19 protein-coding genes are annotated in these 14,959 nt (G+C 53.3%); 5 read left to right on the top strand and 14 right to left on the bottom strand.

Going from position 1 to position 14,959, the window contains the following annotated elements; all coding sequences use genetic code 11:
• Positions 1 to 123: 123 nt before the first annotated feature.
• The 6 genes from IQ254_RS24000 to IQ254_RS24025 form a co-directional block, all read right to left on the bottom strand.
• Positions 124 to 342, bottom strand: coding sequence for a type II toxin-antitoxin system HicB family antitoxin (locus IQ254_RS24000; protein WP_193968683.1), 219 nt, complete (start codon positions 340 to 342; stop codon positions 124 to 126).
• Positions 343 to 421: 79 nt separating this feature from the next.
• Positions 422 to 634 carry a hypothetical protein gene (locus IQ254_RS24005; RefSeq protein WP_193968684.1) on the bottom strand — a complete coding sequence of 71 codons (213 nt, stop codon included), beginning with the start codon at positions 632 to 634 and terminating at the stop codon, positions 422 to 424.
• Positions 635 to 650: 16 nt separating this feature from the next.
• Complete coding sequence (locus tag IQ254_RS24010) at positions 651 to 833, bottom strand: hypothetical protein (RefSeq protein ID WP_193968685.1); 183 nt, start codon at positions 831 to 833, stop codon at positions 651 to 653.
• Positions 826 to 1,182: a type II toxin-antitoxin system mRNA interferase toxin, RelE/StbE family gene (locus IQ254_RS24015; RefSeq protein WP_193968686.1), complete on the bottom strand. Its 357-nt coding sequence runs from the start codon at positions 1,180 to 1,182 to the stop codon at positions 826 to 828. Before IQ254_RS24015 ends, IQ254_RS24010 begins: the two co-directional genes overlap by 8 nt.
• Positions 1,175 to 1,462, bottom strand: coding sequence for a hypothetical protein (locus tag IQ254_RS24020; RefSeq protein ID WP_228041039.1), 288 nt, complete (start codon positions 1,460 to 1,462; stop codon positions 1,175 to 1,177). Before IQ254_RS24020 ends, IQ254_RS24015 begins: the two co-directional genes overlap by 8 nt.
• Positions 1,414 to 3,858, bottom strand: coding sequence for an NACHT domain-containing protein (locus tag IQ254_RS24025; RefSeq protein WP_313887549.1), 2,445 nt, complete (start codon positions 3,856 to 3,858; stop codon positions 1,414 to 1,416). The genes IQ254_RS24020 and IQ254_RS24025 overlap by 49 nt, the downstream gene beginning before the upstream one ends.
• 72 nt (positions 3,859 to 3,930) lie before the next feature.
• Between IQ254_RS24025 and nfi the strand changes: the two genes are divergently transcribed.
• Positions 3,931 to 4,641 (top strand): deoxyribonuclease V, encoded by a 711-nt coding sequence (gene nfi / locus IQ254_RS24030; protein WP_193968687.1) that lies wholly within the window; start codon positions 3,931 to 3,933, stop codon positions 4,639 to 4,641.
• Between the two features lie 174 nt (positions 4,642 to 4,815).
• Here nfi and IQ254_RS24035 read toward each other — a convergent pair whose 3' ends face one another.
• The 3 genes from IQ254_RS24035 to IQ254_RS24045 all read right to left on the bottom strand — a co-directional run bounded on the left by IQ254_RS24035 (position 4,816) and on the right by IQ254_RS24045 (position 8,730).
• The gene (locus IQ254_RS24035) at positions 4,816 to 5,745 is read right to left on the bottom strand and encodes an Npun_R2821/Npun_R2822 family protein (RefSeq protein WP_193968688.1); all 930 of its coding nucleotides are present in this window, start codon (positions 5,743 to 5,745) and stop codon (positions 4,816 to 4,818) included.
• 8 nt (positions 5,746 to 5,753) lie between these two features.
• A complete protein-coding gene (locus IQ254_RS24040) occupies positions 5,754 to 6,746 on the bottom strand; it encodes an Npun_R2821/Npun_R2822 family protein (protein WP_193968689.1) in 993 nt (330 codons plus the stop codon).
• Positions 6,747 to 6,879: 133 nt separating this feature from the next.
• Entirely contained in the window at positions 6,880 to 8,730 is a 1,851-nt protein-coding gene (locus IQ254_RS24045) for a mechanosensitive ion channel family protein (RefSeq protein ID WP_313887550.1), read from the bottom strand.
• Between the two features lie 521 nt (positions 8,731 to 9,251).
• On the opposite strand from IQ254_RS24045, the gene IQ254_RS24050 reads away from it, so the two are divergent.
• From IQ254_RS24050 to IQ254_RS24065, 4 genes are all read left to right on the top strand, one after another.
• Entirely contained in the window at positions 9,252 to 9,668 is a 417-nt protein-coding gene (locus IQ254_RS24050) for a hypothetical protein (protein WP_193968690.1), read from the top strand.
• Positions 9,669 to 9,810: 142 nt separating this feature from the next.
• Positions 9,811 to 10,404 (top strand): hypothetical protein, encoded by a 594-nt coding sequence (locus IQ254_RS24055; protein ID WP_193968691.1) that lies wholly within the window; start codon positions 9,811 to 9,813, stop codon positions 10,402 to 10,404.
• Positions 10,405 to 10,453: 49 nt separating this feature from the next.
• Entirely contained in the window at positions 10,454 to 11,083 is a 630-nt protein-coding gene (locus IQ254_RS24060) for an SH3 domain-containing protein (protein WP_193968692.1), read from the top strand.
• A 46-nt stretch (positions 11,084 to 11,129) separates the two neighbouring features.
• Positions 11,130 to 11,789 carry a hypothetical protein gene (locus tag IQ254_RS24065; protein WP_193968693.1) on the top strand — a complete coding sequence of 220 codons (660 nt, stop codon included), beginning with the start codon at positions 11,130 to 11,132 and terminating at the stop codon, positions 11,787 to 11,789.
• A gap of 147 nt (positions 11,790 to 11,936) precedes the next feature.
• Here the strand turns inward: IQ254_RS24065 and IQ254_RS24070 are convergent, their stop codons facing one another.
• The 5 genes from IQ254_RS24070 to IQ254_RS24090 all read right to left on the bottom strand — a co-directional run bounded on the left by IQ254_RS24070 (position 11,937) and on the right by IQ254_RS24090 (position 14,787).
• On the bottom strand, positions 11,937 to 12,182 hold the full coding sequence (locus IQ254_RS24070; RefSeq protein WP_193968694.1) for a hypothetical protein: 246 nt from the start codon (positions 12,180 to 12,182) through the stop codon (positions 11,937 to 11,939).
• A gap of 136 nt (positions 12,183 to 12,318) precedes the next feature.
• Positions 12,319 to 13,716 carry an FADH(2)-oxidizing methylenetetrahydrofolate--tRNA-(uracil(54)-C(5))-methyltransferase TrmFO gene (trmFO, locus tag IQ254_RS24075; protein ID WP_193968695.1) on the bottom strand — a complete coding sequence of 466 codons (1,398 nt, stop codon included), beginning with the start codon at positions 13,714 to 13,716 and terminating at the stop codon, positions 12,319 to 12,321.
• Positions 13,717 to 13,843: 127 nt separating this feature from the next.
• Positions 13,844 to 14,092 carry a DUF4926 domain-containing protein gene (locus tag IQ254_RS24080; protein WP_193968696.1) on the bottom strand — a complete coding sequence of 83 codons (249 nt, stop codon included), beginning with the start codon at positions 14,090 to 14,092 and terminating at the stop codon, positions 13,844 to 13,846.
• Between the two features lie 58 nt (positions 14,093 to 14,150).
• Positions 14,151 to 14,387 (bottom strand): DUF2281 domain-containing protein, encoded by a 237-nt coding sequence (locus tag IQ254_RS24085; RefSeq protein ID WP_193968697.1) that lies wholly within the window; start codon positions 14,385 to 14,387, stop codon positions 14,151 to 14,153.
• Between the two features lie 58 nt (positions 14,388 to 14,445).
• Positions 14,446 to 14,787, bottom strand: coding sequence for a hypothetical protein (locus IQ254_RS24090; RefSeq protein WP_193968698.1), 342 nt, complete (start codon positions 14,785 to 14,787; stop codon positions 14,446 to 14,448).
• Positions 14,788 to 14,959 lie beyond the last annotated feature (172 nt).

Genomic DNA, 14,959 nt, shown 5'->3' on the forward strand with positions numbered 1-14,959 from the left:
TGCTCATGAAACTTAAGCTGCTTCTGCAACTCCTGTTTCTCTTCGGCGGTCAGATAGTTCTTGATTGGCATAGATACTTCGCCAAAATATGCTCTCTAATATGTAGTTTAAATGATTAACAGCTTATGCAACTTGTAGAATGTTTGGCTCAGGAATAGGTTCCCCTTCTTGCTCCCAAGCTTCTAGATACATATCAACAACTTGCTCTCCCTGATGAATTGCCTCTTTACGAGTTTTGCCGTGGGTGCAGGGCATCACGACTCGTTCCGCAAATTCGGGAATCGTCACCAAGAAAAGCTGGTCTTCGTCTGACCACTGGATGATCATGCTGTAACGGTTCATAAAGCGCTATTCTCACTCTACTGACTTTGGTTCAATTGATAGTTGAATTAATCACTTTTATCTCAAAAAATAGGTGAACTCAGCCCTGCCAATTCTCTTTTGCCCTCGCAAAGATATCTTCTAGCGATTGGCTGTCATAAAGCTGACGGGATATTTCAACGTAATCAGTTGGGCTTTGGTGTATAAGTGCTAGGAAACGCAAGGTGGCCGCCATACCAAGTTCTTGCTTAAGGGTAGAGATAGCTTTCATTCGAAGCTGGTCATCATTCATAGCCTGAGTAGATTTTGTCATATAAGTCCTCTATCAGCTACGCAAATTCGTCTAATTCGGTAACATAGTTACTCTCATAGTTCTCGATTAGCACACCAATAACATCCATCAGGGAAGCTAGTGGATGTTTCTCGTCTTCGCCAACCTGGTCAATCAGACTGTCCAGCGATTTGACTAGAATTTTATAATCACCTTCTGTAAGTCCTGTGAAGCTATTCATGAGTTGAATTAAATCGATTGATAATTTGTTGGATTTCGGATACTTCAATATCTGACTGGTCAGACTTTGAGTAAATATCAAGCAAAACAATCGCATTTTTTAGCTCAACCCAGTAGATCAACCGATAACCGCCGCTTTTCCCCTTCTGATTGTCGCTATTCTGGATCCGAAGTTTCATGACGGTGAAACCAATCCCGGAAATCTGATCCCCAAGCACCTCGCCACTTCTCAACTGCTCAAGAATAGGATTAAGGTCATTGCTAATTTGACGATATTTTTTAGACAGCTTCTTCAACTTACGCTTAAATTCTGGGGTAAGCCGGATTTCACGAGGTGCTGTATCAGTCATCCTCTATTCCTTCCCACAATTCTGAAAAGGGAAGAGTTTGACCGGCCATAGCCTGTTGCCAGGAGGTGCGAAAGCTTTCTGCCGAAAAGCCTGTCTCATCATCTGACAGGGAATGCTGAGCTTCCTGATTGTGAGTTTGTTGAATAATGGTAGATAATGCTTGCAGCAATTTAAGCTGTTCTGACAAAGAAAGGGATTGAGCAATTCGAATGGCTTGATTAAGTTCTATAGTCATGAAGCGTTCTCCATCTTCAATTCCTTCAATTTCTTTTGAACCCATTCCCGCAACTGCTTATCGGGGTCATTAAGGGAAATATTATTTAGAAATTCTTGCGCATTAGGGACGTTTGACCAGTTACTGAAAATTTGATGAATGGCTTCTCCTCTTGCGTCAAAGTATGTAAAGTTTATAGCAACTTCTTTTAGCCATTCTAGAGTCTTAGGATTAGTTTTGCCAATTTGACTTACTGTTTTAACAATCGCATGGGGTATTTGAGCAGACACCAGTGAATGAAGCATTCCCATATTGCCAGTGAAATAATAAATGTTATCTATTTCTCGCTTTAAGTCATCTATCAATTCTATTGCTAATTTGTCTTTTAGAGCAGAGTGCTGCATGTCTGAGATGCAGTCTGCAGCAAGGAATAGATGTGATAGATATGGCTCAAAACTATTCTTGCTCAGATGTTCAACTAACTTATCAGTAAACTGTAGGTCGATCGCTCCGCAAACTAGTCTCAAGACCTCATGCCAGGTTTCGTCTTGGTAATGCTGACCAAATACCTCATCGCGCAGTTGTTCGAAGGTGAGGTTGCGTTGTTTTTCGAAGCGGTGGACGATTTCAATGGCACAGAAATACTCCAAAAACGTGCGGTGCATGAAGCCGTAGGTATCGGCTCCCCGATAGCAGAGGATGAAGTTGCGTTCGCGCAACTGCTGAATCAGGCGGTTGGCTTTTTCGCGGGGTTCGCTAAAGCCCTGGTCGCGCAGGTAGTTCGTCAAAATTTGGGTGAGGCGGTCGGCGCTGATCAGGTTGCCTTTGAGGCCGTCTTCTCCAGCCTGCATGTCGTAGGCGATCGCCCTTAGCATTTCCTGCTTCTCGCGCCGCCCGATCGCATCCATCGGTAGCTGTAGCCGCTTATGGTCGACATCCCAGTGATAGAGCAGCACCCGCGAAGCCTGGTCGTAGAGATCGGCTCGATCGCGCGGTAGCTCTTGCCTGCGGTTCAAAATCGCCATCATCGTCAGCAGCAGCAGGTTGTCGGCCAGGTTTTGGATCGCTTTGGAGTTGGCGATCGCATCCTTCAGCCGCTGCTTGAGCCGTTCGCGATCGGGGTCGCTGCCCATGGAGAGGTTATACCAGCGATCGATAAACTCGTGGATCTCGTCGGTATCCAGGGGCTGAATGGTGAAGTGGCGAAAGCCGCTGTGCTGAAGGCGATCGGGGTTATAGCCGACGATGCGCGAGGTGATCAGCACTCGCGCCTGGGGGTACTGCTGGGCAAAGCGAATGATGTCGTCAATGACGGCAGACTGGGTGGCGCGATCGAAGATTTCATCCAGCCCGTCAAACATCACCAGGGTTGGTGAGTCTAGCAGGTGCTGATGCAGTTGCTGCTGGTCAAACTGCCAATCGACGCCGCGCCCCCGGTGGAGAAAATCAAGAAAGCTAGCAGACTCGGCCAGAGCAAATTCACGCAGCTCAATTAACAGCGGCAGGGTGTCGGTGCTGCCCTCCACCCATTCCAGCGCCAGATACTGCAACAGGCTTGACTTGCCCGACCCCGGATCGCCCAAAATTACTGCCCATGGAGAGTTGGCTACGGCCTCCAGCACCTTACGGACCGGTTGCTGAAAATAGTCGTGGCGATAATACTCGAATGCTTCGGCGGTGAAGTCATCGTCCAGACGACTTTCGGCCTGAAGCTGGCGCTTGATGTCTAGCGGCAGGTCATAGCGGGTGGGCGGTAGGGCTGCGCGCACCGTCTGCTCAATAAAGATGTTCCACAGCTTGATGATGTCGGCGCGATCGGTGCTGTCGAGGGTGTAGAGCTTGAGGTAGCCATAGCTCGCTTGCAGGCTGGCGCGGTAGGTTTCAATGTCAAAACCGGGGGAAAGCTGGGCGGTGTTGTAGGCAATATCTTCGATCAGGTCAGCAGTAAGAATGCCGCGTAGGTCGGCATCGGCTTTGATGATGGCTTTTACCTGCACCACGTACTCTTTCGCCACGCCGCGCCAGTCAAACTCTTCGGCGGGGAACTGCCAGCCCGAGTCCTGATACTGGTCTGTCCAAATCTGCGCCAGCTGGTCGTAGTCAATTTTTTTGCATCCGGTTTCAAAGGCTTTGCCCAAAATGGGGCGCACGGCCTGATCCTGCACAAATTTTTTGATCGCACCGCTGTAGTGGTGGTCGATGCTGGTGTCGGGGATGTCGTTGAACTGGAGTTCTTTAATAAACCGCTGCATGAAAAAGCCGATCGCCTCGGCCATGGGCTGCTTCAGCGTCGATGCCTTGGCCCTTGCCATGCCGCTATCTAGGCAATCTCGAAAGAAGTCCTGGACATAGCTTTCGAGCACGGGCTTACCCAGGTCTAGCACCTGATCTAGCACACACTTGCCCAGTTCCACGCTGGTGAGAATGGCTAACCCTTCGACCATGCCTACCACTTGAAGCACAAAAGATTGCTTCTACTATGACATTCGCGGCAAGGTAGAGGCTATGGCATCATGAATCCTTCGATTTAGCCCATGCAGATTCAGTTTCCAGAGAGCTGGCCGACAACGTCTGCCGAGGCGATCGCCCTGCAGCATTCCCTTGCTCCCCAGATTGTCCTGGAAGATCGCCTCCCTGACCCAATTCGCTTTGTCGCCGGGGTGGATGCGGGGTTTGAGGATGAGGGCCGCACCACTCGCGCCGCCGTGGTGGTGCTGTCGTTTCCTGACCTAACTCCGGTAGATGAAGTGCTGGTGCGGCGGCCCACAACGTTCCCCTACGTGCCGGGGCTGCTGTCGTTTCGGGAGGTGCCTGCAGTGCTGGCGGCGCTGGCGCAGTTGCAGACTGAGCCGGATGTGATGTTGTGCGATGGCCAGGGAATCGCGCACCCCCGGCGACTTGGAATTGCGTCGCATTTGGGATTGCTGTGCGGGTGCCCCACCATTGGCGTCGCCAAGTCGCGCCTGGTCGGTACCCATATCAAAGTACCCACTGATAAAGGAGCCTGGGTACCGCTAGTGGATCGGGGAGAGCAGATTGGGGCGGTGCTTCGCAATCGCGCGAACACAAAGCCGCTGTACATTTCGGTAGGGCACTGCGTGTCTTTAGAAACCGCTATTGATCTGGTGCTGCGGTGCACGACTAAGTATCGCCTGCCAGAAACTACCCGCTACGCCGATCGACTGGCGTCCTCCGGTAAGGGTCAGTCTGCGCTGGGCGATGTTCAGCAGGGGCGGTTGTTTTAGAGGGTCGAGAAGCGCTTTGTTTGTACAAGACTCTTATGTGCAGGATACTCGGGTGGTGGGTTACGGCTCTTGAGGTTTTGGGTTGAAATCTGATTGTGTCTGAAGCCTAACCCACCCTACGGGTCGAGGCGTTGTTGACGGATCAACCTGTATTGCGTGAAAAATGAAGGGCTGCTATTTGCTTAGTCGGCTTAGCAGGCTTCCGGCTTTGCGGCTCAGTACGGATATGGAGGAGGGTGCTGGTGGCGGAACGTCTGCGGGGCGGTTGTCAGGATCGCGCAGGTAGCGGTAGTAGGCCCAGATATCCCAGTAGGGGCAACCGGGTTGAATACGGTAGCCTGCCCAGTGCAGATAATCCAGCGGTTTGTTCACGTTGGGGTCGCTCAGGGTCATGCCCTGCTGCACAAAGTGGGGGCTACCCGCCCAGTTGCCGGGGCCACCGCCGGGCTGGCGCACCAGATTAAATCGCCGCGCCACCCGCTGCAAAATCAGGTAGTTGATGATCGGCTGGTCGGAGGTTTTTTCGGAGAAATCGAAGTAGTCGGGGTGGGCGGCGCATTCGGCGAAGGTGTCGTAGAGGTCTTGCTCGCTGACCAGTCCTTTTTTGGAGCCCCAAAACCCGCAGTTAAACACGTCTTCTAGCTCGGCAGCGGTAAACACGCCCTGCTCAAGAATAGCGGGGGCAAACACATTGCGAATGCCGCCCCGGTGCTGGTAGTCATAGCTGATAAAGTCGTAGTCGTCTAGGTGATCTAAGACGTTGGCGATCGCACTAAATACCACCACATCGGTGTCGATATAGATAAAGCGATCGAAGGGGCCAAACCAGCAGGCCTGCTTACGAAAGGTGTTGGGTCGGGCAAAGAACCCCTGGCCAAAAATGGCCTGCAAGTTTTCTGACAGCCGCTGAATGAACGCGAGATCGGGGTAAAGCTCAACCCCGTAGTCGCGCTGTAGCAATTCGGCCACCTGGTGGTAGTCATCGCTGTAGGGAATCAGCATGACGGCGATATCGGGGTCGTGGGCGCGAATGCTGTTGAGGCATGCGATCGCGTGGTCGATCACCTGGTCGTTGGCTGTGATATATATACCGCGCGTGGTCATAGCAATCCTTAGGAAAATAACCGGGCCAGGGGTTTAAGGTATCGTCGCCAGTCTTGGGGCTTGGCTGTCACTAGTCTGCCCACCAGAGCGGGTTGAGTCTCAGGGGCATGGCAGTAGCGGTAGTGCAAAAACACGTCGCGGTAGGGCAGGTCAATATTTTCACCGTTGCCCAGGCGAGCAAACAGCTTTGACGACAGCCCAATGTAGTGCAGGTACAGCAGCGGTACGCCCTTGTCGTAGACCCGCTGATTCTCCACGGTGAAGTGGCTGGAGGTGACCGCGTTGCCGGTGCGCCGTTCTGGTGGCAGCGTCAGGGCCAGGTTGCAGGAGTTTATTCCTCGCCGCATCACCAGGTAGTTGAGAATGGTCTGATCGGGGGCCATCGGGTAGAGCACCGCCGCTTCGCCTGACTGAAGCCAGTTCAAAATCTCCTGTCCGTGGTTTGGATCAAACAAACCCCGACGACTGGCGTAAAACCCCGAGCAAAACGTCTGCCGCTGGAGCTGCTCTGCCGAAAATAGCTGCGTCATCCAGGGTGAATTGACATCGTAGACGTGGCTCAGATCTCTGTGCTGAAAGTCGTAGGTGACCCAGTCGTACTCCGCCAGCGCGTTGAATATTGGCGTTGGCTCACTCAGCAGCAGGGTATCGGCATCCATATAGATAAAGCGATCGAAGGGGCCGTCAAAGGCACAGTAGCGGCGGTGGGTGCCCATGCGATGAATGCCCGCGCTGCCGATCGCATCCCACTGTTGGCGGGCCGTGGGGTGGGTAGCCCAAATTTGCTCTACCCAGGCATCCCATCGCTGGATGGAGGGGATATCGTCATAGAGGGTGACCTGGGGGCGCGATCGCACCAGTTCTCGCAGCCGCTCTATCTGGTCATCGTAGGGATAAATGCAGACCGGCATCTGCGGCCCCGCAAACACCTCAATGCTGTTAATGAGCGCAACAATTTGATCGTAGACGCGATCGTTGCCTAGGGTGCAAATACCATCCATCACTGCGCCTCCACGGCCTTATTTCCCGTTCATCTAATGGCCCGGTTCTAGCTCAAAACAGTAGAGCTCTATGCGGCATCATCCTATCCCAACCGGGGCGCTCAGGACTGGTCAACGGATCTGTGTAGCTAATCTAACTCCCTAGCCCCAGCGCGTTAACCCCAGCGCGTTGATCATTATCCTGGTCTGACCCCGCTGCTAAAGCATAGGTCGGGGTGCCAATTTCGATACCCTGCTCCGCCAATGCTTGACAGACTCGAAAGCGAAACTCGCGCCCCACAGCCCATTGCTGAGCCGGGGCCGTTTGAATCCAGGTCGTAATCGTGATGCCGCTGTGAGATACCCCATCAATGCCGAGCACATCGGGTGGGGCCAGCATTTTCTCCTGCCATATAGGATCATTGTAAAAGCCCTGAGCGATCTCTTTGAGCACCGCCAGCGCTTTATCGGGAGCCGTGTGGTAGGCCACATCAATGCTGAAATTGACCCGCGACCAGCTGCGGGTCAGGTTTTTCACCTGGGTAATGCCGCTGTTGGGAATCGTCACCAATTCACCATCGCTACTGCGCAGTTGCGTGACCCGCAAATTTAGATTTTCAACCAAGCCCGCCGCGCTACCGGTATCGATCACGTCGCCGATGGCAAACTGGTCTTCTGCCAAAATCAGAAAGCCATTCACCAGGTCTTTAACCAAACTTTGTGAGCCAAAGGAAATGGCCAAACCAAAGATACCGCCGATGGCCACCACCGACCCCGTCGGCAACCCCAGTGCCCCCAAGGCCATCAGTACCCCAATGCCTGCGATCGCCACTGTCACCAAACCTTTGGCCGCACCGCCGATGGTAGAGGCTCGCAGCTGACGCCGCTGGGTATCGCCAAAGTTTAAGAAATCAACCAGGTCAACCCCCTCCCGTTCGCTGGTAAAGCGATCGATTAGGCGACGAGTCAGACGAATGGCTAACCCCGTCAAAAACCAAATCCCTAGGAGCTGAATCGGTTTACCCAAAATGCTATTGCTGAATTGCTCGAGCAGGGGAACCCGCCTAAATAAACTGAAGAGGCCTACATACCAAACTAAAATCACCACCCAGAACAGTAACCACTGCACCAAACTCAGCACGCCCAAGCGGCGATCGAGGCTCAAGATTTGATCAAATCCCTGCAAAAAATGATTTCGATGCTGCACTACCCGCTCTTCTGGCTCCACCTCAGGATTCGTTTGCTGCGGGTCGAAGGGGATCTCGGGGGTCTGAGGCTCGCTAAGCGCCTTTTTTCGCTGGCGAAGACGTCGTTGATATCGCCTCACCAAGTGCTTGGCGACGAGAGACAATACGGTCACAGTAACCAGGCTGAAGAGGATGCCCGTGGCTCGGGATATGTCTTTGGCTACCTCCTCAGGAGAAAGCTGTTGAATACCCGCTCGCAGGTCATCGGCAAGGATTTGTCTCCAGGTTTCGCCCAGTTCATCGACGGGAATGCCGTGGTAATCGGCGTCGGTTTGAGTCACTGTGAGTAGAACGAGGGGCTGGGTATAGGTGGCATCTTTTACCGTAATCACATCGATGCCGTTCAGCTTCCCCAAGCTGACCATCAAACTCTCCAGATCCATCGGCGGATCTTGCCTGTAGAAGGTCGCTCGTCGCAGCCGGGCATTGACCTCTTCAGCTCGTCGCTCCACCGCTGCCGTGAGATCGACTCCATCTGCCCCCCGGTCGTAAATCGTGGGAGAGGCCACTTGAAACAAGACCGCCCCGGTAACGGGAGAATGCACCGGAGCCATTTCAATGCCGCCTATACGAGTGACGTCTGGGGGCGGGTTAAGGCCGTTAGAGGTGCTAAAGCCCTCCGGTAACGCAAACTGAGCCTGGCTAGGTGGGCTGGTAGCCAACCCAAACCCCAGGGCCAAAATAATAGCAAGGGCCAGCTGCACCATTCGCCGCCCCAGGCGGCCCGTCAACCGCGGATAGTTTGGATGTTTGATCACAGGCAAGAAACTCACAACCTCAGGTTTTCTAGGATAGGCAACGTTCGGGTAGACCACCCTGCCAGGCGAAGTTACTCTACGGCAAAATGATACTTCAGTGGGCCTTGAGGTATCACAGGTGGAACTACGCTAGACGATGGCCTAGCGAAATGGTGCACTGCTGCGCCTAGACGGAGCCAAGCCTCAGCCCCATGTGTTGTGGCAGGTAAATGATTACACCTGGGTGCTGGCCCATCGCGCCTGCGCGCTCAGTCAGTACATCTCAACGCCAACAAAGTACAGGCGATTCTCCGCTGCAAAGGCTTCGCTAACGCGAACTCAAGTACAGGGGTAGTTATGCTTTACCATCATCGCCACTTCATTCAGCAGCCCCCGTCTGTCACCAACCGAGAAACCTGCAATTCTGGAGGAATGCTTTGAAATTGTTCAGCAGAGCAGCATCCGCCATAAAATCTTCGGGTTAGCTCGACCAATCTTGCGATGGTCGATGTTGCTGTTGATAAAAACGAGAATCTAATACCATGCCCATTCAACGACCGACCGGCGTCACCATTCTGGCCGTACTGCAGTTTATTGGCGGCGTGCTCAGTCTGCTGTTTGGCCTCTCTTCCCTGTTTTTTGGCGGCCTGATGGTGGCCTCATATGCCGCCGCAACGGCGGGAGCCGAAATTAATATGGGACCCGTCTTATTGATTGCTGCCGTCGTCGCCATCATTAGCGGGCTGATTGGCCTACTGGCAGGCTACGGGCTATTTACCCTCAAAGGCTGGGGATGGACCCTGGCCATGGTTTTCTCGGTAATTAACGTCATTAGTAACGTCCTTGGCCTGATTCAGGGCGGCAGCGTCCCTGGATCGATCGTCGGTATCGTCATTTCAGGACTGATTATTTATTACCTGAACCAGTCCAACGTAAAGCGAGCATTTGGCAAAGCTTAACTGGCCCAAGTAGATTGTGGTCCGGGTGTTGCGAGGTGAACTCTGGGAGACAGGTCTAGACTTTGCGTTGTCTAAGCAATATGATTTCCCCTCAGGGCTTCGCTTCTTTAAGCTTTGTTGAACGGTTATGCAAGGAACATTAATGAAATATCGATTTGCTTTCCCGACGATGCCCCCCGTGGGGTGGTCTTTGGCTATTGTAGGCACCTTGATGCTCGCGATCGCCTCCAACGCCCAGGCCCAAAATCCTTCCCCTGGCCTGCAAGATCTCGTGGGTGCCCGCGGTCGCGATGGCGAAAGAATTTTAGAAGAGCGAGGCTATGAATTCCGCTGGGCGGACAAGTCTTCGGGCTCAGATGTTTACACCTACTGGACCAACTACAGCACCGGTGAGTGCGTTACTGTCCGCACTGAAGAGGGACGCTACGCCAGCCTAGTCACGGCTCCGGCCTTTGACTGTGACCAGGGCGACCCTGGCCATGCCCAGAGTACAACGCCTAGTGGGGTCGATCGCCGCCTTGCCGACTTAATTGGTGTACGGGCCAGCTCCGGTGAGCAGGCGTTGGAAGACCGGGGATATACCTACGCCAACGGCGAACAGCTCGATAACGGGGTAGCCACCTATTGGATCGAAGGCAGCACTGGCGACTGCGTTGAGGTGATCACCTCCAATGGAGTCTATACAGAAATCTTCGAAGCGGAGTGGTACTACTGTCAGCCCAGCGGTAGTCAGTAAAAATCGCTCGTCTCGCACTTAAAAACTTTCACGTCTTAAGGAAATATTGATGACACTCAAAGGCCTTACTGTTGCATTGCTCACCGCTCTGGTGCCCATGGGTTTGGCCATGGAAGCTAGGGCAGATACGGTGACCGCCCACTGCGACCTCTACGCTCCTGGCGAAGATTACGCCTACCTCTCCAGCAACTGCACCTTTTCTCAGCGCCAGGGCTATGTCAGCGTTCAGCTGCAGAGCAATGGCCACCGCTACGAGTTTGACCCCATCCCCAACTCTCAACCCGGCAACTTTAGAGATCAGTATGGCAACCTCGTTTATCGTCAGTCTGGCCTGGGCGATGCCGGACAGATTTTTGAGTTTGTAGACGGATCCCACCTCTGGGTGCTCTGGGATACCAGCAGCTCCTATGGCAGCGCTCCGGTGCAAAGCCCTAGCCGCGTGGCCACGCTGACGGCCTACGATCGCGGCTCACAAATCAACCTGCGCAGCCAAGCCACCGTCCGCTCGCGCGCCAATGGCTACGGCTTAGCCGGTGATCAGGTCAACATTCTGGAATGCGTGCAGGATACCGACACCCCTGGCAGCGACTTCAACTGGTGCAAGGTGCAGTTTCTAGAGTCGGGTGCCATCGGCTGGATTCGCAGCGACTTCATTATCTTCCCCAGCGATGGTGAGTAACGGCCCTTTCAAACCTTTGACCTGTCATCATTTATTCGTCAGTCCAATGAAATCTCAAGCTACTCTTTTTGTCACGTTTTTGATGTTGGGTGTTGTCAGCACTGGTGCGGCTGTGCAGGCGGCTGAAACAGGCGAGACCCCAGGGAGTTTTAATCCCCCACAGGGACTAGAAATTGCCCAGAGTTCGCCCCCGACCACCTACATGACCCGTCTCAGCCCGAACGAAATCATCGTTCAAATCACCGATGGTGGCTTTTACTTTCGAGACACGATGTATCGTGGCTACGGTGACACCTATCAGGCCACCGACCATGGCATTCGGGTTATCTACGACAGCGACAGCGGTCGGGTGGTCGTAATTTCTGCACAAACCGGGGCCGAATTTTACAACTACTTCTACACCGGCACAGTAGGCGGTTCAGGAAGTAGCAGTGGCGGTAGTTCCGGCGGAAACTTTGGCCGAGTACCCTCAGAATCTTACCTGACCCGGACGAATGATAACGAATACAATGCCGAGCTAAGCGAAGGCCAGTTTTACTTCAACGGGCTGCTATCCCGTTCGTCGGGTGATATTTTTGTGGGTTCAGACGGTCGGTTTCGAGTCATATACGATCGCAGCAACGGTCGCGTCGTGGTCATTAACCTGACCACTGGCGAAGAACTCTTCAACTATGTCTACAGCGAAGTGGATGAGGGTTACCTCTAACCCGCGATCGCCTATCGCTAGGGTGGATACGGTGAGCTAAGATTCGTTGCTCCAAGCCGAGTAACCGTGATAGCTTGCCGTCTTCTGTAGTCACTACCCCCCTCGCCCCCAGAAGCCCAATCTCTGGAAGACCGTTCTGCCGCAAGCTTAAATTTCCAGCCCCTTCTTGCTTTGCTTAAGCTGCTTATAGAGAGCCTTGATTTGGCTATAGGCTTCATCGGGTGAGAGTTTGCCGCCGGTTTGCAGCCCCGAGATGTAGTTAATTCGGTGGGCAAACTCTTGTAAATTGGCGTTAAAGGTGAGCTGCTGGGGTGAAAACTCACCGTAATAGCGGCTGCGGGGATACAGTTGATTGTCGCGATCGCGCTGACTAGACGAATTAAATTGGGTCATTGGTCACCCTTTGATTTTATTAACCTAAGTATAACCTGCACTTAATGTTCGCCAGCTTTCGCAACCGCTTAACTAGCCGTAACGGCTTTATCACAGTACTTTTATCAGAGCTAGCGCCCTGGCAAAGTCAGCGGCGTTAGGCCGTGGCGCTTAAGGCGGGGTGGTGTAGTAAAACGCTCTGTTCTGTTGCCCAATGGGTTAGGTCACCAAGACTGCGATCGCGGTACTGGCCGTAGCGCTCTTTCTTACCCCGTACCCGAGTCGGCAGCGGTGGCAAAATGCCAAAGTTTGGTGGCATCGGCTGAAAGTGCTTGGGTTCCGCCGAGGTAATGAAATCGACCAGTGCCCCCAGCATCATGGTCGGGGGCAGCGTCAGCAGGTCTTTGCCCAGAGCCAGGCGCGCCGCATTGGTGCCCGCTAGCCAGCCGCCCGCCACCGCCGCCGTGTAGCCCTCGGTACCCACCAGCTGCCCCGCCGCCAGCAATGTTGGGCGGGCCTTAAACTGTAGGGTGCTGTGCAGCAGTTCGGGCGAGTTCAAAAATGTGTTGCGGTGCATTACCCCCATGCGCACAAACTCGGCATTTTCTAAGCCGGGAATGAGCCGAAACACCCGCGCCTGTTCGCCCCAGCGCAGGTTGGTTTGAAAGCCCACCATGTTCCACAGCTGGCCGCTTTTGTCTTCCTGACGCAGTTGCACCACGGCGTAGGGGCGTTTGCCCTGATTCTCTGGGGCTTTGAAATCGCCCAACCGAGCGTCGAACAAACCCACCGGCTTGAGGGGGCCGTAGCGCATGGTGTCTTCGCCCCGCCGGGCCATCTCTTCGATCGGCAGGCAGGCTTCAAAGAACTTGGCGGTGTCGCGCTCAAAGTCTTTCAGCTCGGCCTGTTCGGCGTTGCACAGCTCGGTCCAAAAGTGCAGGTACTGTTCCTTATTCATGGGGCAGTTGAGGTAGGCCGCCTCGCCGCGATCGTAGCGCGAGGCCATAAACGCCATCGACTGGTCGATACTTTCGCCCACCACGATCGGGCTGGCGGCGTCAAAAAAGCTCATGTAGCCCTGGCCGGTGAAGCGCTCTAGATCGCGCGACAGAGCCTCGCTGGTGAGGGGGCCAGTGGTGAGCACCACGATGCCTCCATCGGAGCCCCCATTGGGGATGCTGGTCACCTCGTTGCGGCGCAGCTCGATCAGGGGGTGGCGCTCTAGGGTTGCGGTCAGGTCTTGGCTAAAGATACCGCGATCGACCGCCAGGGCACCGCCCGCCGGAACCTGGTGCTGGTTGGCCTTGCCGATGACTACCGAGCCCAGCTGCCGCAGCTCTTCGTGGAGCAGGCCCGAGGCGCGATCGCTCGACATGGCCCCAAAAGAGTTGCTGCACACCAGCTCGGCCACATGCTCACTGTGGTGGGCGGGGGATTTTTTCTGGGGCCGCATTTCGTGCAGCACCACCGGCACCCCAGCCTGGGCGATCTGCCAGGTGGCCTCGGTACCGGCCAGCCCGCCGCCGATCACGTGAATGGGGTCTGGGGTTTGCACTGCGTATCCCTTAAAACTCAGCTTATTTAGGATAACGGGTTATGGCCGATTGAATGGCCGTTGCATCATCGCGCTGCATGACGCACTGGGGGCTCCAGAATTACTAAGGCTGTAGCTCGCTGCTCGTCTAACTCGCTTCGGGGAGTGCCCTAACGGTCAAAATTTCATCGGCGCGTAGAACTTCAACCGCAGAGGTGGGCATGGCCACAACAGCAATCGATTCGCCAACGGCATTAAAGACTTCGATCACGCATCCCTCTTCGCCACCGTTTGGATGGGCAACGAAATCTACTAGAGTGGCGATGTCACCGGCTCGAAGCTGGTGGCTTGGCAGGTCACAGGTCAGGGCTACGTCTTGATAGAGCTGTAGTGCCATTGGAATCTTCACCAAGTAGCCTCTGTACTTCTATAGAAATTACTATAGGTTTTTCTCACTACATATATTCCTCGAACTCTTCTAATGGCTCGTCAAAATTATTAGGCAGTGGCAACACAAAGGTTCCTTTCATAGAGCCTGCCAGGCGCGAGTTCTGAATTGCCGCATCTTCTGCAGTCATAGCAGAATCTTTGGCATAGCGACTAACCAAAAACTCTGTGTAGAGCAGTACAGACTGCTGAATAGGTTCAGGCAACTTGTGAATATTGTTCAAGATCGAAGATTCTAGCGTCATTTCTCGCTCTCCTTATTTACGGTAGACAATTGCAGGCAGATGGTTCTGCCTCTATAAATTAAATATCAAGTTCATAAACTCCTACTTGGTAGGGATACTCGTCTAAAGCTTCATAATCAAGAAGAAACTCCACCAAACTTACGCAAGGATAGTCTTCAATAAGGTAAGATGCCATAGTAGGGAAAAAGGTTAAAAAGATTCCCGCAATACGAGTTGGATGTTCTGCACAAACTGAAGCATCTTCGGCTAAGGCTGAAAAAACAAAATTTACATTACCTTTAACCCATGCAAATTTTTCCTTGAACTTAGCCAAATAAGATTTTCTTGAATTAACAAACTCTTCCAAGTCGTTTCTAATATATTTAGGCTCAAAACCATCTGAAACAAGTTTGCATTCCACAACTAAAAGTAATTTTTCATTGACAGAAAAACCAATATAATCGATCCAGGGCTATTTCATTCTAAAAATGGCCTTGAGGGTATCTAGGCCAAATTTGCAGAGTCGTTCAGCCTGAGCCATGTTGGAGAACTCATTGGAGCGATAGAGGTTGAGCGCGAAGTTCCGAGCGACG

Origin of the sequence: Nodosilinea sp. LEGE 07088 (genome assembly GCF_015207395.1) — a bacterium.
Lineage (GTDB): Bacteria > Cyanobacteriota > Cyanobacteriia > Phormidesmidales > Phormidesmidaceae > Nodosilinea.

What these genes read in the sequence shown, in the direction of transcription:
- IQ254_RS24000 (WP_193968683.1), bottom strand. Translation starts at nt 342, where the DNA reads ATGAACCGTTACAGCATGATCATCCAGTGGTCAGACGAAGACCAGCTT.
- IQ254_RS24005 (WP_193968684.1), bottom strand. Translation starts at nt 634, where the DNA reads ATGACAAAATCTACTCAGGCTATGAATGATGACCAGCTTCGAATGAAA.
- IQ254_RS24010 (WP_193968685.1), bottom strand. Translation starts at nt 833, where the DNA reads ATGAATAGCTTCACAGGACTTACAGAAGGTGATTATAAAATTCTAGTC.
- IQ254_RS24015 (WP_193968686.1), bottom strand. Translation starts at nt 1,182, where the DNA reads ATGACTGATACAGCACCTCGTGAAATCCGGCTTACCCCAGAATTTAAG.
- IQ254_RS24020 (WP_228041039.1), bottom strand. Translation starts at nt 1,462, where the DNA reads ATGGGTTCAAAAGAAATTGAAGGAATTGAAGATGGAGAACGCTTCATG.
- nfi (WP_193968687.1), top strand. Translation starts at nt 3,931, where the DNA reads ATGCAGATTCAGTTTCCAGAGAGCTGGCCGACAACGTCTGCCGAGGCG.
- IQ254_RS24035 (WP_193968688.1), bottom strand. Translation starts at nt 5,745, where the DNA reads ATGACCACGCGCGGTATATATATCACAGCCAACGACCAGGTGATCGAC.
- IQ254_RS24040 (WP_193968689.1), bottom strand. Translation starts at nt 6,746, where the DNA reads ATGGATGGTATTTGCACCCTAGGCAACGATCGCGTCTACGATCAAATT.
- IQ254_RS24050 (WP_193968690.1), top strand. Translation starts at nt 9,252, where the DNA reads ATGCCCATTCAACGACCGACCGGCGTCACCATTCTGGCCGTACTGCAG.
- IQ254_RS24055 (WP_193968691.1), top strand. Translation starts at nt 9,811, where the DNA reads ATGAAATATCGATTTGCTTTCCCGACGATGCCCCCCGTGGGGTGGTCT.
- IQ254_RS24060 (WP_193968692.1), top strand. Translation starts at nt 10,454, where the DNA reads ATGACACTCAAAGGCCTTACTGTTGCATTGCTCACCGCTCTGGTGCCC.
- IQ254_RS24065 (WP_193968693.1), top strand. Translation starts at nt 11,130, where the DNA reads ATGAAATCTCAAGCTACTCTTTTTGTCACGTTTTTGATGTTGGGTGTT.
- IQ254_RS24070 (WP_193968694.1), bottom strand. Translation starts at nt 12,182, where the DNA reads ATGACCCAATTTAATTCGTCTAGTCAGCGCGATCGCGACAATCAACTG.
- IQ254_RS24080 (WP_193968696.1), bottom strand. Translation starts at nt 14,092, where the DNA reads ATGGCACTACAGCTCTATCAAGACGTAGCCCTGACCTGTGACCTGCCA.
- IQ254_RS24085 (WP_193968697.1), bottom strand. Translation starts at nt 14,387, where the DNA reads ATGACGCTAGAATCTTCGATCTTGAACAATATTCACAAGTTGCCTGAA.